Genomic DNA, 21,813 nt, shown 5'->3' on the forward strand with positions numbered 1-21,813 from the left:
GCTTTGGATCAGTCGTCCGTATTTGAACGGAACGGCGCGCGTTTTATGCGCCGCGAATGCCCGGTGTATTTCCTGAAACGGGCATGCTTTTCCCGATCCTGCTCCCGGCCCGCGCGCGCTTTCGCGAACGCACGATGGGCGGGCGATCGGTGAATTGTCTTTGGTGACGACAGAGGCGAGAGCCCGTTGCAGGGGCTGTTGCGATAGCTCGTTTGGTGAGGCGGGGATGACCGGGTCGTTTCCCGCGGTCGAGCGGGCGCTTCGTGTTCTCGGCAAGAAGATGCAGCGCGAGGGCGTCATCCGGGAAATGAAACAGCGGCGCTCCTACGAAAAGCCGTCGGAGAAAAAGGCCCGCGAGAAATCCGAGGCCATTCGCCGGGCTCGCAAGCAAGCAGTCGATCAAAAAGGGATTGCTACCCGCGCCACCGAAAGAAGCCTTTGCAGCGCAGGGCGCCCTTGCCGGAGATCAAGGCGCGGGCCAAGTCGCGCGTTCGGCAGAACGCCGCATGTCGCGCTATGGCCTGAAATCGATGCCTCGCAGCACGATGCCCGGCGGCGTGCCTTCGAACTCCGTTGCGCGATATTTGCTGGCCGCGCGTGCTTCGATGCGGTCCTGCAAGCGCGTGAACTGGGCTTCCCGCTGCTCGGGCTTGACTTGCGGGCCGCGCTCGAGGTCATCCATCGCGGAGGTCGAGATCGCGCAAGAAATCTCCCTGGTGCCGTCATGCATCGAGAACCGGACGACCATCCGGTCGTATTCGTGGCTGATGAACCGGCCGCTGGTCAACGTCATGGCCTACCCCGTTACATGATTGCTTGTTGACGCACGCCGCTTCCCGGTCGCGTCGAGTGCGGCGCGTGCCGAAATCCAGGCGGCCAGTCGCTCGCTTCAGTCTTCGCCCGATAGCCGGACGAAATCGTCGAGCAGCGCCGCGACCAGCGCGCGGTGTCGCGTATCCTCGGCGGGCAGGCTCGCAGCATAGAGGTTGAGCAGATGGCGCGCCTTCACCGCAGCCTCAGGCCAGGACGTCGCAGGCACCGTCATCATGCGGTTTTCGAGGTCGGCCTCGCGCTCGCGCAGTTCCCTGACCTGGGCCTCGACCTCGCTCAGGGCGCGGCGCAGGTCGGTGGCTTTCTGCGCGGCCATGCCGCGGTGCTTGTCGAGATCGACCGTCTGCTCAGTCATTGGCGGATGCTCGCGTCTGCGGCCTGCGCGTTCGCAAGATCAACCGAGCCGATCGTGGCAATTCGGCGATAGGCTGCGAAGGAGATGCGCTCGACGCAGCGGATGCGGAACGGGTGCCTGAAGGTGACGGTTTCTCGCCGCGAGCGGATGGTCATGAACGCCTGCCTTTCGGATGTGAAGCGCCAACCGATGCCGGCCACTGCAACCATGCTCCCTTGGTCTGGCAATAGCCAGCACTATCGGCGCGCGCCGGCGAACGGCAATGTCACGGCGCGACCATCGCGCAAGGCATTTAACGCTCGCTATTGGCTGGGCGCGGACCTAGGATTGCTGCCATTACCGCATGGCTCGACGGGCCGCGTGCCTGCGACGATCGCGTTACGCCTCGCACAAAGTGCTGCGCGATGGTGACGTGGACGAGAGGTCTGCACCTTGCGTGGACGGGTGCTGCAGTCGGATGAATTCGACGAACTCAAATCACCCAGACGAACTCGAACCACCAAGAACTCGAACCACCAAAAGGAGAGCGAGATGGCGAAGGGTCAGCAACGCAGCAATCGCGAAACCAAGAAGCCGAAGAAGGATAAAGCCAAGCTGGTCGCCGCGGCCCCGAGCCGCAAGGAGCCCGCCTGGCAGCCGGATTTCGGACCTACAAAGAAGAAATAGCGGGAAGCCCGCACGCAGCGGGCGGGTGCCAAAGCCTTTCCTGCCTCACGCGCCGACAATGGCCGCTCGAGCTCGCCGCGGCCATCTCGACAGGCTGGCCGCTGAAGCCGAGACGGCGATGGCTGAAGACCGCAGACGCAAAGTCCCTGAGGTTTGATGATATAACGGGTCTCATCGAGGCTCTGGTGATCCCTGTCGATAGCGGATGCGACGGAATTGAACTCCGCCTCCCTTGCGTCTCGCGCCGATCCCGATTTCCTGGGCCTCGCGCTCGATGCGCCCGGCTTCCCACAGCCGATCGAGCGATTTGGCCACCTCCAGCGTTTCTCCGCCGCAGATGCGCTGGATCTGAGCAGCCGTCTGCCACTCGTCGTCGAGCAGCTTCACCAGCTTTTCGTCGAGGGAATTGCTCCGAACTCTGTCCATGCCTTTAAGCAAAAGTTCTTTCGCGCGCGTTCCATGTCCCGCTGCATTTGGCGGAGACGGAATAGCCGCTCGATGTGCGACCGAGCAGTCCCCGGCGAGGAAAGGGTCGCTCGGAGAGCGGCCCTTTCCTCGCTCACCAGCTCCGGGTGCCGAAGCTGAAGCCGATGCTCGGGCCGCCGCCATAGTAGCCGTAGCCACGATCGCGGTACTCAGGACCGCCATAATACCCGTAGCTTCGGCGCGCCGCGTAGCCGTCGTCACCGCCGTAATAGCGCTGGACGTGGCGGGGCCCGCGGGTCCTGTAGCAGCGGCCGTACTCGTCACAGACAAGCCGTACCTGATCGATGCCGGCTGCCTCGGTTGAGCCGGGTGTAGCAGGATTGAGCGGGGCGGCGAGCGCCGCGGAGCTCACGACGGTGGCCGCCAAAAGTCCCAGTACAATGGTTTTCATGGTCGTATCTCCTCCGTGACGAATTCAGTCGATCTCTTCGATGACGCGACGCTCGCGGGGCTCCACGATGTAGGTGCGGCTGTCCCGGTTGATGTACCGGTATTCCCGCAAGCTCGGCGCATCCCGATAGACGTCGTCGGAGAAGGCCTCGATCTCCACGCCGTCCGGCACGCGCTCGCCAGTGCGGATTTCGGTGCGGACGGTGCTGCCCGTGGTGCGCCCCTCTCGCTCGACGGGCCGCGCCTTGGCGTGTTTACGAATGACCTCACGGTCGCGATCGCTGAACGTCGTCTTGTGCTGTTCGGAGCGAACTGGCGCAGCCGCCGTCGAGCGGCCTGAATAGGGCATCACGGCGACGATGTTGTAGCTGGACGGATCCACGATCACGATCTCGTCCTTCACCAGGACGAAATTGTAACCGCGATACTGTGGCACCACCTCGACGACTTCGGCCGGCAGCGGCTGGAGACGCACGTCGCGGGGCACCGCCGTGCCGACCGACAGCGAAAAATTGACGTTGTTCAACGGCTGAACGTTGAGATGCGAGATCGAGGCGCTGACGCGGGTGCGCTGCTGGTCGTTGAGGTTGACCGATGCGTTCACGTTGGTGTTCGACGACTGACCGGCGGCGTTCTGCTGCTGGGCCGTGTTGGCCGCGCCGCTTCCCGAGGGTGACTGCGCCTGGTTGCTGTTTGAGGCTGGCGGGTTTGCACTCTGGGTCTGGTTGTTCGTGGGCGAATTGGTTTGCGCCTGGCTGGGCTGGGTGGTCGGCGCCTGTGTGGTGGGCGTGGCGGCGCCGGTGCCGGAATTCGTCGCTTGATTCGTGGTGGGCTGCCCCGACGAGGATGGCGTCTGCGTCTGAGCGGAATTCGACGAGGGCGTTGAGGTCTGTGCGGATCCCGACGGCGTCGCCGACGACGGCGGCGGCGTCGTGGCCGACGTGGAATTCTGCTGCTGCGTGGCCGGTGGGCTGGAGCTCGACGGGCTCGGAGACGATTGCGCAAAGGCGGACGTGGCGATCGCGACGGCGGCTGTCGTAGTCAACAATAAACGCTTGTTCATCTGAACCTCCTGAATGCGGTTGCCAACAACACCGGTCAGGGTCCGGCAGTTCCAATTCGGGAAAACTCGGCAATAATCCGCAAACGGAGGGCTTCGACCACACGAGGGTTAGCCGATCGATTGGCGACCAATTCGCGCCAGATCGGGAGAAAACGGAACATTTGGATAACCGAACAGCAAGCGCTCCGTAACAGATGACCCCCTAATCGGCCCGCCGATGTGCGGCCGTTTTCATTCGGGTGCATCAGGCGATAGCTCGGTGCGGTGAGCCGGGCCAGGTTTGAAGCTGATCGCGGGGACTGGGGTGAGGTCGCTAAGCCGCCGCCTGCGCCGACAATAGCTGCTTCAATTTCGCCGCGGGCACGGCGGGGCTGAACAGCCAACCCTGCATCTGGCTGCATCCGAGCCGGCGCAGCACCTCGCGCTGGGCTTCGGTCTCGACGCCTTCCGCCGTTGTCACCATGTGGCGGGCGGCGGCCATGTGCACAACGGCCTGCACGATCGGCGAGGAATCCTCAGGTTCGCCGATGTCGCTGATGAAGCTGCGGTCGATCTTGATCTTGTCGAACGGGAAGCGATGCAGATAGCTCAGCGACGAATAGCCGGTGCCGAAATCGTCGAGCGCGATACGCACGCCGAGCTCGCGCAGCTGATGCAGGATCGTCAGTGCCTCCGCGTCGTCACGGATCAGGACGGTCTCGGTGATCTCGAGCTCGAGCCGCCCCGGCGCAAGGCCTGATTCCGCCAGCGCGGTTGCGACCTTGAGCGCCAGCGTCCTGGAGCGGAACTGCACCGGGGAGACGTTCACCGCGATATGGATATCGCCGGGCCATGAGGCGGCCTCCGTACAGGCCTGCTTCAACACCCATTCGCCGATCTCGCCGATCAGGCCGGTCTCTTCCGCGACCGGGATGAAGTCGACGGGCGAGATCATGCCGCGCTCGGGATGGCGCCAGCGCAGCAGCGCCTCGCAACCGTTGACCACATTGGCCGCGAGATCCACCAGCGGCTGGTAGTGCACCTCGAACTCGCCGCGCGTGAGCGCCTGGCGCAAATCGAGCTCGAGCTGTCGGCGCAGCCGCGCCTTGGCGTCGTATTCTGGCACGAAGACACGGAAGGTGCGGCGGCCTTCCGACTTCGCCGCATACATCGCGAGATCGGCCCGCTTGAGCAGCGCGTCGAGGGTATCGCCGTGGTCGGGCGCGATCGCGATGCCGATGCTGGCATCGGTCGGGATTTCCTGGCCGTTGCAGTCCACGGGCGTGCGCAGCGCCTTCAGGATGTTTTCCGCGAGCTCCGTCAGTTCGGCATGGTCGTTGGTGCCCGCCTTGACGATGGCGAATTCGTCGCCCCCCAACCGTGCGACCAGATCGTTGCCGCTGACGCAGGCGCGCAGGCGGTTTGCGACCTGGCGCAGCAGCTCGTCGCCGACCTCGTGACCGAGCGAATCGTTGACGCCCTTGAACTCGTCGACGTCGATATAGAGGATCGCGAACGGCTTGCCCTGGCTGAGCTCCGCGACGCGGCGCTCCAGATGGCCGCGCATCAGCACGCGGTTGGGCAGGTCTGTCAGTGCGTCGTAATGCGCCATGTGCGCGATGCGTTCGTCGGCGCGGATGCGCTCGGTGACGTCCTCATGGGTAGCGAGCCAGCCGCCGGCGGCGCCGGGCTGGTTCTTGATCTCGATCAGGCGGCCGTCGGCGGTCTCGACGATCGTGCTCTGCGTCTGCCCGGCATTGTTCAGGATGCCGTCGCAATAGGAATCGACGTCGCCCTCGAACGAGCCGGTGTCGTGGCGATGCTGGATCACCTCGCGGAAATGGGCGCCGGGCTTCACGACGTCGGGCGACAGGCCGTACATCTCGATGTAGCGGCGATTGCAGACGATCAGCCGTTCATCCTGATCGAACATCAGGAGGCCCTGCGTCATGGTGTTCAGCGCGGTGTCGAGCCGCTGTTTCTCCAGCGAGAGCCGGCGCGTCATCTGGCGGAAGATCAACGTGAGCGTGAGCACGAGCAGGCCGATCGACAGCACGGCGACGGTGACGAAGAATTTGGTTTGCGTGCGCCAGGTCGCCAGCGCCGCATCGAGCGATCTGGTCGCGACCACGACCAGCGGCTCGCCGGTGAGGAGGCGCGAAGCGACGATGCGGTCCTTGCCGTCGATCGGGCTTGCGAGCTGGGTGGTGACGTAGGTGCGCTCGAACACCGCCATCTGCTCGCGCGTGCCGTTGCGGAAATTCTGACCGATCATCGCGTCGACATGCGGAACGCGCGCGAGCAACTCACCGTTCTGGTGGTGCATCGCGATCGAGGATTCCTCGCCGAGCCCGCTCGAGGCGAAGAAGGATTCGAGCTGGTCGGGCGTGATCGCACGCGAGACAATGCCGAAGAACTCGCCGTGCGGACCGGACACGCGCCTGGCGAACACGATCGCGGGGCCGCCGCCGAACCGTCCGGCCACGACCTCGACCTCTTCCTGCGCGGCCGGATCGTTCTTGAGGCGCTTGAAATAGCCGCGGTCACCGACCGAGACGTCGGCGACCGGCCAGCGCCGCGACGAGTTGATCAGAACGCCGTTGGAATCGAAGACGTTCGCGCCGGCCACATCGGACCAGCCGCTCGCCTTTGCCCGCAGCACCTCGTGCATGGCGAGCGTCGCCACCTCGCTGCGGAAGACATCGGCGGAACCGATGCCGCGGCTTTCGAGCTCCGCGATGACGCTCTTCTGGAGCACCGCAAAGTCCTCGAACTCGCGGTCGAAATGACGGGCGAGCAGCCGGACCGCGCTCTCCAGGCTGTCGCGGCCGCTCTCGATCGCATTCTGCCGGAAGCGGTCGACGGTGAGCGCGGTGCCGATAGCCATCGCGGCCATCAGCACGCAGCCGCCGACGATCAGCCATGTCAGCGGCGCTCCCCGCCAACGGCGCAGCAGCGCGCGTAGTCGCGCGCTCCATCGCATCGATGTGCCCATCCAGCCCTCCCGTGGGATGGAAGATGCAGCAAAACCGACAAGAGCGCGTTACCAGCAAGGGTTAGGAAAACATGAATCGGAGCGGAATCAGGGGGTTGGTTCCCTTACCTGCGGATCTCCCACTCCAGCGCTTCCGCATTGGTCTTGGCGAAGGTCTTGGGCACATCGAACTTGCCGGTCTTGAGATCATAGCGGCATTGCCAGCCGCCCAGTCCCTTCACGGCGACGTTCTTCGGGTGCTTGTCGAATGCGCCGCCGAGCGAGATCACGAGGTAGCGGTTGTCGGGCCAGTCCACGCCAAGCCAGCGATAGCCCTCTTCCGCGCCCTTCATCAGATTGGCCGTGATGTGGTAGTCGATCTTGGCGAAATGCTTCGTCTCGGGCCGGGCGTAGAAATAGGCCCAGGCGAGATCGCTGAGCGATTTCTTGGTCGCGCTGACGAAGGCGCCGTTCTCGACATGGTAGAGGAACAGATCCTGCTCGCCGGAGCCGGTCTTCTGCAGCCGCACCAACCATTGCGAGTCGTTGGTGAAGCGGAAGCCGGCGCCATAACCCTGCTCCGGCTTCAGCTCCGTCATCTGATCGCCGCGCCGCGCCCAGACCTGCCATTTGACGCCGAAAAGGTCTTCACTGTCCTTCATGTACTGCTCGAGCCTGGTAGCGCCGTCGGGCGAGGTGAAGGCGAGATCGGCATTGCCGGTGAGGACGAAGCCCGGCGGTGGACCGGAGGCGGCGAGAGCGGGGGCGGCGGCCAGCGTCAAGGCAAGCGCCAGCCATGGCGCCGGGCGGCGAAATGGGTTCACTGGGAAAATCCTCGAAAAAATGTCGCGTTGCGGTCTCGCTCGTTTGACTCCGGCAGGGCCGCGCCGGTTCATTTTGAGGGGGAGATCATCGCTTCGACCGTCTTGCTGCCGGTGCCAAATCGGCGCAATTTGCCGCCCTCGGCTGATTTGGTACCCAAGGTTCATTCACAGATGATGACCGCATCCAAGGCCCTCATTGCATTCTGTCTGCTCGCGGTGGGCGGGACCGTGCTGGTGGTCGGCCCCACCGAGCTGCGCCGCCTGCTGCCTGGCGGCGCGAAGACCGACATCGCGGCGGTCGCGAAGCCTGAAGGCAAGGTCGAACCCAAGACCGAGGCGAAAGCCGCATCCAGACCGGAAGAGCCAAAGCCAGCCGCCAGCGCAGCAGCCCCGTCGCCGGCGCCGAAGGCGGCTGCGCTGGCCGAGACCGAGCGGCAGGTCGCCGCACTCGCTGATCTTGCGCCGGTCAAGCCGCCGCCGGCGGTTGCGGATACCGGCCCCCGTTTCGACGTCGCCCGCGTCGACGATCACGGTGAGGCGGCGGTGATCGCGGGCCAGGCCGCGCCTGGTGCCAGGGTCGAATTGCTGCGCGACGGCAAGCCGCTCGATACGGTCGTGGCCGATGCGTCGGGCCAGTTCGTGATGACCCCGTCGCAGCTTCCCGCCGGTTCCTATGAACTGACCCTGCGCGCGAAAGCCCCCGACGGCACCGTCACGCAATCCGCCCGCACCATGCCGGTGACCATCGCCGAAGCCGCGCCGCCGCCCGCGCGCCCCGCGCCGGTCGCGAAGCAGGCCGAGAAGTCCGACGACAAGTCGGATGTCGTGGCGTCGCTGCCGTCGCCCCGTCTGGCCGCGCCCGCGGACAAGCCCGTCGTCCGGCCCAGGCTGATGGGTGCACCGAAGCCGAGGGTGTTGGCGCGCGCGCCGGCGCAGCCTTCGAGCACGGCGGTCGCGTCGGCTTCGCCCGCGGACGTCTTCAACGCTGCACCGGCGGAAGCAGGCGGCAACCGGGTGATCTCCCGCGGCGACAGCCTGTGGACCCTCAGCCGACTCGCTTACGGCGACGGCAACCGCTACGCAGTCATCTTCAACGCCAACCGCGGCAAGATCCACAATCCCAATTTGATCTATCCCGGCCAGACCTTTGTGCTGCCACAGAAGGCGGAGTGAGGTTTCTGCGACGCTTTGACCGTCGCGCGCCCGGAACCATTGGTTCCGCTCCGCGTCTTCTTCCTGCGACACGATGCGCGCTTGGCGCTGGAGGAGGGCCAAGAAGTGGTCAGCTCGGTTGTCATGTCGACATCACGCCTGGGACTGGCGCTGGCCGGTGCGGTCCTCGTCAGCCTGGTGGTGCTGCTGCCGAATAAAGCCGAGGCGCAGTTCGGCCTGCGCGGCGGTCCGCTCGGCGTTGCACGCTTCGCCGTCGGTCACGTGATCGGCATGTCGCGCCTGCGCCACGCCCGCATGGCTGTGCGGGGCGGCCGATACCGCTCCGCCGCGTTGCGATCGCAAGATCCTCGACAAGATCCGCGCCAAGATGCGCGCGGTGTCGAGCGCGGGCAACCCCCCAATCCTTATGTGCTCCGAGCGGCGATCACGGCGCAAGCTGCGCTGTCGGGCTGGCATGGCGGCCGCCGCCCGCAGGGCTGGTGGCGCCATCCCGACGGCAGCTATGGCTGGGTCGGCCCGGTGTTCTGGCCGTTCGCGCATGACGACCTCACCAATGCAATCATCCTTGGCGATGCGACCAGCCTCTCGCTCTACGGCTATGGCGACATCTATGCCGCGATCTTCGCGCCCTACGCGGCGACGGAGCTCGTCGCCTACACCGCGCCGCAAGGCAGGCGCGGACGGCGAGTGCCGACCGCGGAGGCCGTCTGCGATGCCAGCGACACCGGCGGCCTGCCGGTCGATCGCATCGCCGCCGCCGTGCAGCCGAACGAATTGCAGCGCGTAGCGCTCGACGAGCTCGCAACGGCCTGGAATGGCGCGCGCGACACCATCCGCGCCGCCTGTCCAACGCAGGTCCCTGCGACGGCCACCGAGCGCCTCGGCCTGATGCGTGAGCGCCTCGAAGCCATGATCAAGGCAACGGACGCCGTCGCACCGCCGCTCGCAAAATTCGAGGGCCTCCTCGACGACGGCCAGAAGACAAAGCTCGACGGCCTGGCCAGGGAGCGTCGCGCCGCGCTTGCAGCCATTCAACACAAGGACACGCAGGCGGCGGCAGCTTGCGACGCGGACAGCGATCCCCGCTATGACGAAAAGCTGCAGCGTCAGTACGAGCAACTCGTGCAGCAGCAATGGCCCACCAATGACATCGCCTCCACGCTTAAGCTCGACGACACCGCCCGCGCCCGGCTCGACGTCCTTCAGGACACCACGCTGCGCACCATGCAGACACTGAGCGCCTGCCCGTCAAAGCCCGCCGCGACACCGCAGGCCCGTCTCACAGCGGTGAAGGCGCGGCTGGAGACGATGCTGCAAGCGGTGGGCGGCATCAGCGAGGCGCTCGACGATTTCGAGGCCGATCTGAGCGACGAGCAGAAGGCGGGGTTTGAGGCGATGGGACCGAAGCGCGGGGTGTGATCACCCGCATGCCCAGTCGAATTTCATATCCTTGAAGTCGAGCTGCGCATTGCCGCCGCCGAAATTGTAGCCGCCGAAATATTCCTCGAACTCGATGTAGAACGGGCTCATCTCCGGCATCGCCTGGCAGGGCCGCATCGTGCCGCCGAGATGATTGTGGGCGTGGTCCTTGCCCCAATCGTGCAGGCGGAAATTGTCACGGCCCGGCACGTCGCCGAGATAATAGTAATAGGGCTGGTAGCCGGTCGGCGGGTTGCGCCTAGTGTGCGCGTCCTGCGGGCCCTTGCCGGCATTGGAATCACTCGCGCGCGGCGTCAACGCGATCGCGCAATTCTCGGCCAGATCGGCGCGCGGAGGGTTGGCGAACATCTTCTTGGCGTAAGGCGCGGACGCCTCGAAGAAAGCGCTGGCGCCGCCGACATCGAGCCAGCGCGGCCGATCGGCCGTCGCAAGTGGCAGCGGAGCCGGCGGCGTCGCGAACGCACCGTCATATTCGGCCTTGCTCAGCAGCAGTGCGGCATATTCGTAGTCGAGGATGTCGGTCATGCGCGAAAGCCGCGGATGCGAGGCGCGCGCCATCACCGCCTCGCGGATTTCAGGATCATCAGGCGCCCCGCCGTCATTGTGATCGGGCGCTGTCGCGAAGAACGACACCGCGACGATGTCCTCGCCATGCACGCGATAATCCTCCGGCAGCAAAAGCGTAAAGCCGTGCATCAGCGAAAACCCGGTGACGGGATCGAGCGGCCATTGTTCGGATGCGATGCCCGGCGGCAGGCCAAGGACCCAGCCCTGATCGCGCGCACGATCCGCGAGACGGTCCAGCATCTGCAAATCATACGCACGCGAAGGCAAGGCAAACGCCACGATCGTCTCCATCCGGATTTGAGGCGATGGTTGGTCGCGGGGAGGAGGGATGTGGTTCGTGGGGAGGTTGCCATCCTGCCGGTGTTTTGCCCGACGAGTCAAACTGCTTTGGTACCCACTTCGGCACCCGCGTAAGTCATTGATCTTGCAGCCCCCGGCTACTGTGCATGGGGTTGTTTTCGCACTTTTTTGTTTTGGCTACCCTCGTCGCCTTGCTGCCGCGGCATCCACGACGTTCTCCACCTCCTCGCGCCACGACAAAATCTCCATCGCCAGCACGGGGTGATTGAAGCCCTTGAGCTGGAGATCGTCGAGGGCGCGGGCTTCGACCCAGGGCTCGACGATGCCGTAGACGCGCCGGCTCACCACGATCTGGTTGGGCTGGGCCTCGCCGCAGAGACGGGAGGCGAGGTTGGTGACGCTGCCGATCGCGGCATATTCCAGCCGCTGCTCGAAGCCGACCTGACCGAGCGTTGCATAGCCGACCGCAATGCCGACGCCGAAGCCGAGGCTATGCCCCCGGTTGCGCCAGCGCTCGGTGAGCGGGCCGATGGTCTCGCGCATCTCCACCGCCATCTTCACGGCGCGCTGGGTGTGGTCCTCGAACTGTATCGGCGCGTTGAACAGGATCATCACGCCGTCGCCGGCATATTTGTCGAGCGTGCCCTCATATTTGAAGATCAGCTTGCCGAGCGCGGCGTGGTATTCGCGCAGCACGTTCATCGCCTCTTCCGGCTCGGTCGCTTCCGTGAAGGCGGTGAAGCCGCGCAGGTCGCAGAACACTACGGTCACCTCGCGTCGCTGGCTGGTGAGCAGGCCCTCGGGGCTGTCGGAGGAGGCGATCAACTGCGCCACTTGCGGCGCCAGGAAACGCTCGAGCTTGCGGATGCGCTCGATCTCGCCGAGCTGGGTCGCGACACGCTCCTCCAGCGACTTGTTCCAGTCCTTGAGCTGCTCGGTCTGCTCCTGCAGTTTTGCCGCCTGCTCCTGCACGGTTTCGTGCGCAGCCGCGAGCTCGCGGCCTTTGTGATCGACCTCGGTGAACAGCCGCGCATTGCGCATCGCCAGCACGGCCTGGTTGGCAAAGGTGCGCATCAGGCCGATGATGCTCGCGGCGAACTCGCCGCTGGCGCGGCGCAGCACCACCAGCGAGCCGAGCGTGCCCTGCTGGTCCACCAGCGGCACCACCAGCACCGAATGGAAGCCGGCCTCGATCGCGACATCGCGCAGCGGCTGCTCGGTGGCTTGGTCGAGGTCCGCGATCGCGATCGGCTCGCCGCTCGCCGCGGCATCGCTCAGGATACTTTCGCCTTCCTCGATCGTGACATGCGCGCCCTCGGCCGATTTGTCGATGCCGTTGGCCTCGACAAGGTTGAAGCGGCGCGCCTCGGCGTCATAGCCGTAGATCAGGACCGCATCGGCATGGGTGATCTCGATTGCGCGCGCGGCGATCGTCGGCAGCACCGCGTCGAGATCGAGCGAGGCGGCGACCGCGCGGCCGACCTCTTCCAGCACCTTGAGCTCGTTGATCGACTGCGCGAGATCGCGGGTGCGCTCCTCGACCTTGGTCTCCAGGTTCGAATAGGTCTCCTGGATCTGGCCGGCCATGCGGTTGAATTGCCCGGCGAGGTCTTCCAGCTCGTCCGACGTGTGCACGTCGATGCGGTGGCTGAAATCGCCCTCGCCGAGCTTGTGCGCGCCGTCGCGCAGCGCCGTGATCGGAATGATCATGCGGCGGGCGAGCAGCGTGCCGGCGAGGATCGCGACCATCAGGCCCATCCCGATCAGCAGCGCGATGCGCACCAGCTGGTCGCGGATCGGCATCAGCGCCTGCGTGGTCGACTGCTCGAACATCACACTCCAGCCGAGCTTCGGCACGGTGCTCGCGGCAGAGAGCACCGCATGGCCGTTGAAATCCGTGCCGGACGTGTCGGGCTGGTGGCCGGGTGCGACCGCGGCTGCAACCTGCGGCAGATTCGACAAATCCTTGCCGACATCGGGCCCCTTCGAGGAGGTCGCCAGCACGCGGCCGCGCGGATCGACGACATAGGCGAAGGCGACCTTGCCTACCTGGGCGTCGGACAGGTATTCGGAGAGGAAGCTGAGATCGATCTCGGCCACAGTGACGCCGGCATTGAAGCCGGAATGCGCCACCGAGATCGACATGTACGGGGTGTGGTCGACGAAATAGGGCGGCGCATAGCTGACGCCGCGGGCGACCGCGTCGGTGAAGCGCATGTCGCGGGCAAGGTCGGCATTGCTGCCCGTGGTGGTCGACTGGCGCGAGACGCGCAGCACCTCACGGCCGTCGCCGTTAAGCTGGAATAGCTGCGAGACGACGGCGACCTGCTGCAAGAGCTGGGCGTAGTCGGTGCGACGCTTCTCCAGCGTGTCCCGGCTGGCCGTCGTCACCCGGCTGATCTGGCGCTCAAGCTCGGAGATCGACTGCTCGATCTGCCTGGCGGTGGCCTGCGCCTTGTCCTCCAGCCTGTCGGTCAGCGAGGTCGTGGTGGCGCGGTAGGAGATCCAGCTCTCCATCGCGCCGTTGACGGCAAGCACGAACACGACGAGGCCGACAAGGGAGACGACGTATTTGGCGAACAGGCCCTCGCGCAGAAACCGTGTCTTGTCGTTCGCTCCTGCCATTCCGATCCTCTCGCGCCGCCATCGACCCCGGCGCTACGGGCCGTACGGACCCTGCAAGCCTTCTACCACAATTTGGGCCAGCGGACTGGAAGGGACCGTTTGACCAGCCGGTGTGGTTACCCGCCGGGGACGCCGGAGCAGGCGGAAGGATGGTGAATTGTCGCAGTCTCATCCCTTCGGATGAAGCGGCGGACGGGGAAGCCGATGTAAGGGATTGGCTGGAGTCCGGCGCTTTGGTCCTGCAATCATCGATTAAAGAGCTGCCGCAGCACGTCGTTCATCGGCTGACTGTCCTGCTGGGCCGCCGGCGGGTCTTCCAGGGCGGGGGACGCTGGCGAGGCCTGCGGCGGCAGCAACGTGGATGGTGCGGCCGGCAGGCCGCGGCTGCGGCCGGTGCCACCAGTGGCGGTGCCGGTGCCGTTTCCCGCGCCACTGGAAAGCCCCTGCTGGATCAGATTGCCGATCGCCTCGCCCAAGGGGCCGCCGAGCAAATTGTTCTGCCCCGGCTGCTGGGTTTGCGGATTGGCATTGCCGCCACCTGGCGCGGTGGTCCCCCCGAGGCCAAGATTGCCGCCTGGGTTACTGCCAAGGTTGCCGCCAAGGTTACCGCCAAGACTGCCCAAAATATTGCCGAGCCCGGCACCATCAGGGCCGAACAGGCCCTTGCCCATCTCGCGCAGCTTGGCATAGGCGGCGTCCGGATTGTCCAGCATGCCGGCCATGTCAGGATAGATCTTCGGCTGCGACCAGGTGCCCTGGATCATCACGGGGATGCCGAAGCCGACAGGGTCGGAGGCACGGCCCTGGCCTTCGGTCGTCATCACCAGCTTCGGCTCGACGCGAAAGCCCATCATCTTGGTATCGAGTGCGATCGTGCCCGCGCCGGTCACGCGGACCAGCGGTCCGATCAGATTGAGATCGGTCGTCACCGCCTGGCCCTTGTCGATACGGAAGGACGCCGAGAGCTGCGACAAATCCGTGCTCTGCGCCCGGCTGTTGTCTGGGTTTTCCTGCCAGCCGGACAGCGTGCCCGATGTCAGCGAGCGGACCATCTGCGCGATGTTGATGCCGCGAATGGCGCCGTCCTGGAACGTGACGAAGGCGGTGCCCTGCATGTTGGCCATCAGCGCGCGCTGGCTGGTGCCGGCGCTGCGCAGCGCGAGCTTGGCCTGCAGCTTGCCGTCGATCCGGTCGAATTCGGCCAGGCCCTGGAGCAGCGGCAGCGCGCGCACGCCGGTGAGGTCGGAATGCATGGCAAAGCTCGGCGCGCCGCTGGTCGCATCCAGGATCACCTCGCCCGAGACCTGTCCGCCATAGGCGCCGAGATTGGCCGTGCCGGCCTTCAGCACTCCGCCGGCCAGTTTTGCATCGAGCGCCAGCGGCGCGAAGCGTGCATCGCCGATCACGGCCTCGTGCGCGGAGATCCTGATTTGTGCATCGACATAATTGAGCCCGGAGACGTCGATCGGCGTATCGCTCCAGGGCTGCCCGGACGCGCCTTCCGAAGTCTTCGCCAGCGGAATCGCGAGCCGCTGGAAGTCGAGATCGAGCTTGACCAGAGGCTTGCTCGCGATATCGACCGAGGCCCAGCCGTTGAACGCGCCATCGCCGAGCGTGCCATTCACGCCGTTGATCATCACGACATCGCCGCTCAGCCGCATCTCGGCCCGACCTGCGAGCTGAGACTTCAGCACATCAGGCATGTCGATGGTGAAATCCACCGGGATCGTCGGCCGGTCGGCTGGCGAGGCCGGCGTCGTCGCCTTGATGTCGAACTTGGTCGGGTGCTCGCCGACCCGCGCGGTGCCGGTGATGTTGATCTTGCGGTCGCGACCGACGATCGCATCGGCATTGATGGCGCCGATGCGACTCTCGACGCGATCGCGCCCGCGCGCAAATGCCACCTCGCCATCCGTGACCTTGATGCGGTCGATGGTGGCGCCATCCGTATCGAGCGCGATCGGCTTCGACGCGCCTCCGGCATTCGGCAGGCGCTCGCGCAGCAGCGGCTGGTAGAGCACGGGATGGGTAACGACGAGCTCGGTGATCTTCGGGCGGCCCGACCAGACGCTCGAGAGCGACATGTCGGCCTGCACGCTGTCGATGGTCAGGCGCGTTATGCCGCTGCGGTCCTTGGGGTCGGCAAGCGTGAGGTCGTTCAGAGTCACGTTCAGCGTCGGCCACAGGCTGAGCCTGGTGGTGCCGTCGATCGAGAGGCGATACCCGGTCGCGCTCTCGACCCGCGAGGCAATCGTCGAGGTCAGGAAGCCCGAGGGGATCCCGACCACCAGCAGGAGTGCGATCACGATGACGACGGCGGCCAAAGCCGCGCCGGCGAATTTCACTGCTCTCATGTCGACTTTCCAACGACGGACAAGCGGCGCCGAATCCGGCAGACTGCCGTCCTTTGCACCCATCCTTTGCGCCTGAGTTTATCCCCGGACGGGAAGCGGCTCCAAGCGCGTAAAAATAGTCGGGGGTGCTGCAAAGTTATGTGACTTATGACACACTTCCTCGGCGCGGTTTTACGCGATCCTGATCTTGATGGTTCCAAGCGATTTGCCAAGGAAGCGGGCCAAGGAAACTGATCAGGGAAACTGGTCAAGGACATTCACAAGGACATTGAAATGAGCAAGCAGGCCGAATTTGCGGTCATTCTGAAGATGAACGCGATGTTCGCCGATCTCGGCGTAGACGAGCTCCAGCGGCTGGCGAATCTCTGCCACACCCAGCATCTGGGGAACGGCGAGGTGCTATTCCAGAAGGGCGATGCGGGCGATGCGCTGTTCGGCGTGCGTCGAGGCCAGGTCCGTATCGAGACCGGCGCCTCCGACGGTAGCCGGCTGACGCTGAACTTCATGGGGCCAGGCGACCTGTTCGGCGAGGTTGCGGTGCTGGACGGCCAGAGCCGGACTGCGGATGCGACCGCGGGCGAAGCCAGCGAACTGTTCGTGCTGCGGCGTGAAGACTTTCTCGCTTTCCTCGAACGCGAGCCGAAGGTCGGGATCAAGATCATCGCGCTGCTGTGCCAGCGGATCCGCTGGCAGAGCGAACGCATGGAAGAGTCCATGCTCCAGCCGCTGCCGGTTCGCCTCGCGCGGCGCCTTTGCGCGCTCGCCGCCGATTTCGGCTCCGAGGTGCACATCTCGCAGGAGCAACTCGGCGTCTTCGTCGGTGCCGCTCGCGAAAGCGTCAATCGCCAGCTTCAGGCCTGGCGCAAGGAAGCGATCCTCGATCTCCAGCGCGGCCGCATCCTGCTCAGGAACATGACCAAGCTGACGGCGATCGCGCGGAACGAGTAGCGCATCAGGTACGCGCCTCGCGGCCGTGCCAGAGCCGCGTAATGAGAATATCGCCTGTGTCGGGACCTGCGACGTATCGCACGATGTATGCCGACGACCCAAAGCGGACGACAATCTGACGGATATCCGCGTCGTCAGTCGGCTTACCCAGCGCTGGAAATTCCGGCAGCCGGTCGATCGCTTTCCAAATCAACGCCAAGGCGCGCTTTGCCGCGTCCGGATCAACTGCGTCGAGAAAGGTTCGCAGCCGCTCGATGTCTTCGACAGCGGCTGGCGAAAGCAGGATCATTTGATCTTGCGCGGTTGGGGACGCGGCAACTCGCCGACAGAGCCCCAGCTTGCCACCCACGTCTTGACGTCATCGAGCGAGACAGCAAGCCCGGTGCGTTTATACTCTTCGTAACGGTTGCGATCTTCTTCGAGATCCGGGTCGGAAAGATCGACGACCGAGTCCAGCAGTGCGACGGCCTCGGCCAGCACCGTTGCGATATCCTTCCCGCGCTCGGAAGCCATCTCTCTGAGACGGGCATCGGTGTCAGCGTCGATCTCAAGCGTGCGGCTTACGAGGTTCATGCTCGAAAGATAGCACTTGGCTCACTCATGTCGAGCCCCGGCTTCCGAGGGATATCTACTCCGCAGCAGGGTGCACGATGGCCTTCGTCGCCACTGCCGCGCCCGCGGGCTCCGGTCCGTGATGACCGGCATCCTCCGCATCTTCGCTGTGCACGACCAGCCGCTTGCCGAAGCGCCAGATCAGGGCGCCGAGGTCGTCCATCACCATGAACATCGCGGGCACGAACACCAGCGACAGGATGGTCGAGAAGATCAGGCCGCCGATCACGGCGAGCGCCATCGGCGAGCGGAACTCGCCGCCGGCGCCGACCGCGAGCGCGCTCGGCATCATGCCGGCGGCCATCGCGATCGTGGTCATGATGATCGGGCGGGCGCGCTTCATGCCGGCGTCGATCATGGCTTCCTCGCGGGGTTTGCCGGCGTGGATGGATTCGATGGCGAACTCCACCAGCATGATCGCATTCTTGGTGACGATGCCCATCAGCATCAGGATGCCAATCCACACCGGTGTCGTGAGCTGCTTGCCGGTGATGAGCAGGGCCGCAATGGCGCCGCCAATCGACAGCGGCAGCGAGAACAGGATGGTGATCGGCTGCAGGAAGGTGCCGAACAGCAGCACCAGCACGGCGTAGACCATCATCAGGCCTGCCGTGATCGCGGTTGCGAAGCCGTCGGACAGTTCGGCCAGGCTTTCGGCGTCGCCGGACGGGTTGACCTTCACGCCCTTCGGCAGGCTCTTCTTCACCGGCAGGTCGTCGATCTTCTTGATGGCATCGCCGAACGCGGCGGAGCCGACGAGATCGGCTGCGACCGTCGCCTGTCGCTCGCGATCGTAGCGGTTGATGCTGGTCGGACCCTGGTCGAGCTTGACGTCGGCGATGACCGAGAGCGGCACGCCGCCCTTCTCGCCATGCTCGCCGAGCGGCACGCGGAGCTGTTCGAGCGTCTTCAGATTGCCGCGCGCGGCATCCTCGAGCTGGACGCGGATCGGCACCAGACGGTCGCCGACGTCGAACTTGGCGAGCGCTGGCCCGACGTCGCCGATGGTGGCGACGCGAATGGTCTGCGACAGGCTTTCGGTCGAGACGCCGAGCCGCGCGGCGAGGTCGGCGCGCGGTTCGACGCGCAGCTCGGGCCGCTCCAGCGTGGTTTCGGAGATGACGTTGGAGATGGTCGGAATCCGCTTCATCTGCGTCGCGAGCTCGCTGGCGACGTTGTTGACGATGTTGGCGTCGGCGCCGGTGACCACCAGCGCGATCGCGCGCAGGCCGTTTTCGTCCAGAAACCAGAAGCGGATGTCGGGAACGTTCTCCAGCTCCTGGCTGATCGAGAATTCGAGCTCGCGCTGGGTGATGTCGCGGCTATCCTTGGGCGTGTAGTTGATGATCAGGGCCGCACGCCGGACTTCCTGGGTCCCCGGTGGAACGCGCCCGCCGTCGACGAAGATGCTTTTCACTTCAGGCCGCTTGCGCAGGCGCGCGACGATGTCTTCAGTGACCTTTTCGGTGTAGGCGAGCTGTGTGCCCGGCGGCAACTCGAGGGCAACCAGCGAGCGCGAACTATCCTGCGCCGGCAGGAAGCCCTGCGGCAACAGCGTGATGCTCCATATCGAGGCGGCGAAGACGCCGAAGCCGATCAGCACCGTGATGAAATAGTGCTTCACCGACCAAGCCACGATCCCGTGATAGGACCGCAGCACGCGGCCGGGCGGCGGCTCTTCGTGATTGCCATGTTTGAGGAAGTAGGCGGCGAGCACCGGCGTGACGAAGCGCGCCGCGAGCAGCGAGAAGAATACCTGTACCGAGACGGTGATGCCGAACTGCTTGAAGAACTGTCCGGCGATGCCCGACATGAAGCTCGCGGGAGCGAAGATCGCGATGATCGTCAATGAGATCGCGATCACCGCGAGGCCGATCTCGTCGGCGGCTTCGAGTGCGGCACGATAGGGCGACTTCCCCATGTTCATGTGCCTGACGATGTTCTCGATCTCGACGATGGCGTCGTCGACCAGAATACCTGTCGACAGCGTGATGGCGAGGAAGCTGACGAGGTTCAGCGAGAAGCCGAGGAGGTCCATCGCCCAGAACGCCGGGAAGATCGACAACGGCAGCGAGATCGCGGCAATGACCGTGGCGCGCATGTCGCGCAGGAACAGCAGGACGATGACGACGGCGAGGATGGCGCCTTCGAACAGGGTCGAGATCGCCGCGTGATAATTGCCGTTGGTATATTCGACCGAGGTGTCGATCACCTTCAGGTCGACGTCGGGATAGGTGGCCTTGAGCGCGTCGATGCGCTTCTGCACGGCCTCGGCCACCTTCACGTCGCTGGCGCCCTTGGAGCGCTTGATGCCGAGCGCGACGATCGGTTCGCCGTTGAAGCGGGCGAAGGTACGGCGGTCGGCGATGGTGTCGGTCACGGTGCCGAGATCGTCGAGCCGGACCTCGCCGCCGCCGAACAGCGGAATCATGGTGCCGGCGAGGTCACTCAGCGTCTTGGCGCCAGCCAGCGTGCGGATCGCCTGGTCGTTCTTGCCGATCTCGGCGCGACCGCCGGCGACGTCGACATTGGTGCCGCGCAGGCTCTGGCTGACATTGACGGCGGTCAGGCCCATCGCCTGCAGGCGGTCGGGGTCGAGTGAGACCAGGATCTCGCGCTCGACACCGCCGATGCGCTCGACCTGGGCGACGCCGCGCACGCCCTGCAGCGCGCGCTTGACCACGTCATCGACGAAATAGGAGAGCTGCTCCGGCGTCTTGCCCGGCGAGATCGCGGCGTAGGTGACGATCGGCAGCCCGATGACGTCGACGCGCTGGATCAGCGGCTCGGTGACATTCTGCGGCAGGTTGGAGCGCACGCGCGTCACCGCGTCCTTGACGTCGTTGAGCGCGCGGTCGGTGTTGGTTTCCAGCGCGAACTGGATGGTGGTCACCGACAGGCCGTCGGTGATCTGCGAGGTGATGTGCCGAACGCCCTCGACACCGGAGACGGCGTCTTCAACCGTTTTGGTGACCTGGGATTCGAGCTCGGCGGGTGCCGCGCCGAACTGCGATACCGCGACCGAGATCACGGGAATGTCGGCCGATGGCAGCCGCGTCACCGCGAGTTTCGTGAAGGACACCCAGCCGAGGATCAGGAGGATGATGGAAAAAACCACCGACGGCAGCGGATTGCGGATCGACCATGCCGAGATATTGAGAGCCATCAGCGTACCCGCGTGCGATCGAGTTCATCGGCGAACATGGTCTTGATCTGGTCGCCGTCATGCAGCGAAGAGCCGGCGTCGGCCACGACGATTTCGCCGACGTCGAGGCCCTGCAGGATTTCCGTCGCGCTGTCGGACGACAGTCCGACCCGCACCTTGCGCGTTTCGACAATGTTGCCCTTGACGACCTGCACGGTGAGATGGTCGATCGCGGTCTTGGGAACCGCGACGCCGCAGCTTCGCTTGGCGTCGATCGAGGCGCGGGCGAACACGCCGACTTTCAGTGAGGGATTGTTGGTGACGCTGATGCGGACCCGGCCGAGCTGGGTGGCACGGTCGATTTCGGGCGCGACCAGGCGGACCCGTCCGATCAAATCGGGCGCGTCATCGCGGCTGATGCGCACGGTCGCGCCGGAGCTGAGCTTGGGCATGTGCACCGCCGGGACCTGCGCGTCGAGCTCGATCTCATTGTTGACGGCGATGCGGAACATCGGTCCGGCCTGCGGTGAAGCGGGCGCGCCGACGATGGTGCGAACTTCTGTGACGAGGCCCGGCGCAGGCGCCTTCAGCGAGACCGGGCCTTGCGGACTGGGCCGCTGCGGCTGGCCCGGGATCTGGGGCGGCGCGGTCAGGCGCGCCAGTTCCTGATTGTCGGTGACAACGGTGCCCTCGGTGACGAAGAGGTCGGTGACCCTGGACCCCTCCTGGTCGGCGACGACCACGGCTTCGCGGCGCGGCACGAAGAAGCCGGTCACCCGGACCAGGTCGGAGAAGCAGGCATTGGTCGACTTCGTCACGATGACCAGCGCCTCGCTCGGCGTTTCCTTGGCCTCGGGGCGATGGCGGTGCTCGAACAGATAATAGCCGACGCCGAGCACAACGACGAAGACCACCGTTCCGGCTGGCTTGAGATATTCGGAGAAGTTCATCGCCGGATCGTCCTGGCCTGGCTCACGGCCATCCGCACGCGGCCCATCGAGAGCGTTTCCCTGCAATAAAGCTGCGTCCCGCAAGGCTGCGGGACGCGCTCTGGAAGCGGGACTTTACACCACATCACGAC

General features: G+C 65.3%; 19 protein-coding genes and 1 pseudogene. 5 read left to right on the top strand and 15 right to left on the bottom strand.

Features of this window, described 5'->3' with window-relative positions; translation table 11 throughout:
- The first annotated feature begins 226 nt into the window (after nucleotides 1-226).
- Nucleotides 227-525 (top strand): annotated as a pseudogene (rpsU, locus tag IVB31_RS16305) (30S ribosomal protein S21).
- Here rpsU and IVB31_RS16310 read toward each other — a convergent pair.
- From IVB31_RS16310 to IVB31_RS16320, 3 genes are all read right to left on the bottom strand, one after another.
- Nucleotides 515-793 carry a DUF1488 domain-containing protein gene (locus tag IVB31_RS16310; RefSeq protein ID WP_247323978.1) on the bottom strand — a complete coding sequence of 93 codons (279 nt, stop codon included), beginning with the start codon at nucleotides 791-793 and terminating at the stop codon, nucleotides 515-517. The pseudogene rpsU and the gene IVB31_RS16310 overlap by 11 nt on opposite strands.
- Before the next feature lie 96 nt (nucleotides 794-889).
- Nucleotides 890-1,186, bottom strand: a complete 297-nt coding sequence (locus tag IVB31_RS16315; RefSeq protein ID WP_247323980.1) for a hypothetical protein — start codon at nucleotides 1,184-1,186, stop codon at nucleotides 890-892.
- Nucleotides 1,183-1,341, bottom strand: coding sequence for a hypothetical protein (locus IVB31_RS16320; protein WP_247323982.1), 159 nt, complete (start codon nucleotides 1,339-1,341; stop codon nucleotides 1,183-1,185). Before IVB31_RS16320 ends, IVB31_RS16315 begins: the two co-directional genes overlap by 4 nt.
- A gap of 376 nt (nucleotides 1,342-1,717) precedes the next feature.
- On the opposite strand from IVB31_RS16320, the gene IVB31_RS33550 reads away from it, so the two are divergent.
- Complete coding sequence (locus IVB31_RS33550; protein ID WP_256464321.1) at nucleotides 1,718-1,852, top strand: hypothetical protein; 135 nt, start codon at nucleotides 1,718-1,720, stop codon at nucleotides 1,850-1,852.
- Between the two features lie 171 nt (nucleotides 1,853-2,023).
- Here the strand turns inward: IVB31_RS33550 and IVB31_RS16325 are convergent, their stop codons facing one another.
- The 5 genes from IVB31_RS16325 to IVB31_RS16345 form a co-directional block, all read right to left on the bottom strand.
- Nucleotides 2,024-2,239, bottom strand: a complete 216-nt coding sequence (locus IVB31_RS16325) for a hypothetical protein (protein ID WP_247323984.1) — start codon at nucleotides 2,237-2,239, stop codon at nucleotides 2,024-2,026.
- A gap of 172 nt (nucleotides 2,240-2,411) precedes the next feature.
- Complete coding sequence (locus tag IVB31_RS16330; protein ID WP_247323986.1) at nucleotides 2,412-2,729, bottom strand: hypothetical protein; 318 nt, start codon at nucleotides 2,727-2,729, stop codon at nucleotides 2,412-2,414.
- Between the two features lie 24 nt (nucleotides 2,730-2,753).
- The gene (locus IVB31_RS16335; protein WP_247323989.1) at nucleotides 2,754-3,791 is read right to left on the bottom strand and encodes a DUF1236 domain-containing protein; all 1,038 of its coding nucleotides are present in this window, start codon (nucleotides 3,789-3,791) and stop codon (nucleotides 2,754-2,756) included.
- Nucleotides 3,792-4,104: 313 nt separating this feature from the next.
- The gene (locus IVB31_RS16340; RefSeq protein ID WP_247323992.1) at nucleotides 4,105-6,765 is read right to left on the bottom strand and encodes an EAL domain-containing protein; all 2,661 of its coding nucleotides are present in this window, start codon (nucleotides 6,763-6,765) and stop codon (nucleotides 4,105-4,107) included.
- 104 nt (nucleotides 6,766-6,869) lie between these two features.
- Entirely contained in the window at nucleotides 6,870-7,568 is a 699-nt protein-coding gene (locus tag IVB31_RS16345) for a hypothetical protein (protein WP_247323994.1), read from the bottom strand.
- Between the two features lie 171 nt (nucleotides 7,569-7,739).
- Between IVB31_RS16345 and IVB31_RS16350 the strand changes: the two genes are divergently transcribed.
- Together IVB31_RS16350 and IVB31_RS16355 are read left to right on the top strand one after the other, a co-directional pair.
- Nucleotides 7,740-8,741 carry a LysM peptidoglycan-binding domain-containing protein gene (locus IVB31_RS16350; RefSeq protein WP_247323996.1) on the top strand — a complete coding sequence of 334 codons (1,002 nt, stop codon included), beginning with the start codon at nucleotides 7,740-7,742 and terminating at the stop codon, nucleotides 8,739-8,741.
- A 123-nt stretch (nucleotides 8,742-8,864) separates the two neighbouring features.
- Nucleotides 8,865-10,160, top strand: coding sequence for a Spy/CpxP family protein refolding chaperone (locus IVB31_RS16355; protein WP_247324772.1), 1,296 nt, complete (start codon nucleotides 8,865-8,867; stop codon nucleotides 10,158-10,160).
- Here IVB31_RS16355 and IVB31_RS16360 read toward each other — a convergent pair whose 3' ends face one another.
- The 3 genes from IVB31_RS16360 to IVB31_RS16370 form a co-directional block, all read right to left on the bottom strand.
- Complete coding sequence (locus tag IVB31_RS16360; RefSeq protein WP_247323998.1) at nucleotides 10,161-11,027, bottom strand: hypothetical protein; 867 nt, start codon at nucleotides 11,025-11,027, stop codon at nucleotides 10,161-10,163.
- Nucleotides 11,028-11,225: 198 nt separating this feature from the next.
- On the bottom strand, nucleotides 11,226-13,673 hold the full coding sequence (locus IVB31_RS16365; RefSeq protein WP_247324000.1) for an adenylate/guanylate cyclase domain-containing protein: 2,448 nt from the start codon (nucleotides 13,671-13,673) through the stop codon (nucleotides 11,226-11,228).
- 245 nt (nucleotides 13,674-13,918) lie between these two features.
- The gene (locus IVB31_RS16370) at nucleotides 13,919-16,027 is read right to left on the bottom strand and encodes an AsmA family protein (protein WP_247324002.1); all 2,109 of its coding nucleotides are present in this window, start codon (nucleotides 16,025-16,027) and stop codon (nucleotides 13,919-13,921) included.
- Between the two features lie 273 nt (nucleotides 16,028-16,300).
- On the opposite strand from IVB31_RS16370, the gene IVB31_RS16375 reads away from it, so the two are divergent.
- Nucleotides 16,301-16,975 carry a Crp/Fnr family transcriptional regulator gene (locus tag IVB31_RS16375; RefSeq protein WP_027568341.1) on the top strand — a complete coding sequence of 225 codons (675 nt, stop codon included), beginning with the start codon at nucleotides 16,301-16,303 and terminating at the stop codon, nucleotides 16,973-16,975.
- A gap of 4 nt (nucleotides 16,976-16,979) precedes the next feature.
- On the opposite strand, the gene IVB31_RS16380 is transcribed toward IVB31_RS16375, so the two are convergent.
- From IVB31_RS16380 to IVB31_RS16395, 4 genes are read right to left on the bottom strand one after another with little or no spacing between them, the layout of a single operon-like run.
- Entirely contained in the window at nucleotides 16,980-17,264 is a 285-nt protein-coding gene (locus IVB31_RS16380; RefSeq protein WP_247324004.1) for a type II toxin-antitoxin system RelE/ParE family toxin, read from the bottom strand.
- Nucleotides 17,261-17,548 (bottom strand): hypothetical protein, encoded by a 288-nt coding sequence (locus IVB31_RS16385; protein ID WP_247324006.1) that lies wholly within the window; start codon nucleotides 17,546-17,548, stop codon nucleotides 17,261-17,263. The genes IVB31_RS16380 and IVB31_RS16385 overlap by 4 nt, the downstream gene beginning before the upstream one ends.
- 55 nt (nucleotides 17,549-17,603) lie before the next feature.
- Nucleotides 17,604-20,753 (bottom strand): efflux RND transporter permease subunit, encoded by a 3,150-nt coding sequence (locus tag IVB31_RS16390; protein WP_247324008.1) that lies wholly within the window; start codon nucleotides 20,751-20,753, stop codon nucleotides 17,604-17,606.
- Entirely contained in the window at nucleotides 20,753-21,682 is a 930-nt protein-coding gene (locus IVB31_RS16395; protein ID WP_247324010.1) for an efflux RND transporter periplasmic adaptor subunit, read from the bottom strand. The genes IVB31_RS16390 and IVB31_RS16395 overlap by 1 nt, the downstream gene beginning before the upstream one ends.
- Nucleotides 21,683-21,813: the final 131 nt, after the last annotated feature.

Origin of the sequence: Bradyrhizobium sp. 21, from assembly GCF_023073335.1 — a bacterium.
Lineage (GTDB): Bacteria > Pseudomonadota > Alphaproteobacteria > Rhizobiales > Xanthobacteraceae > Bradyrhizobium.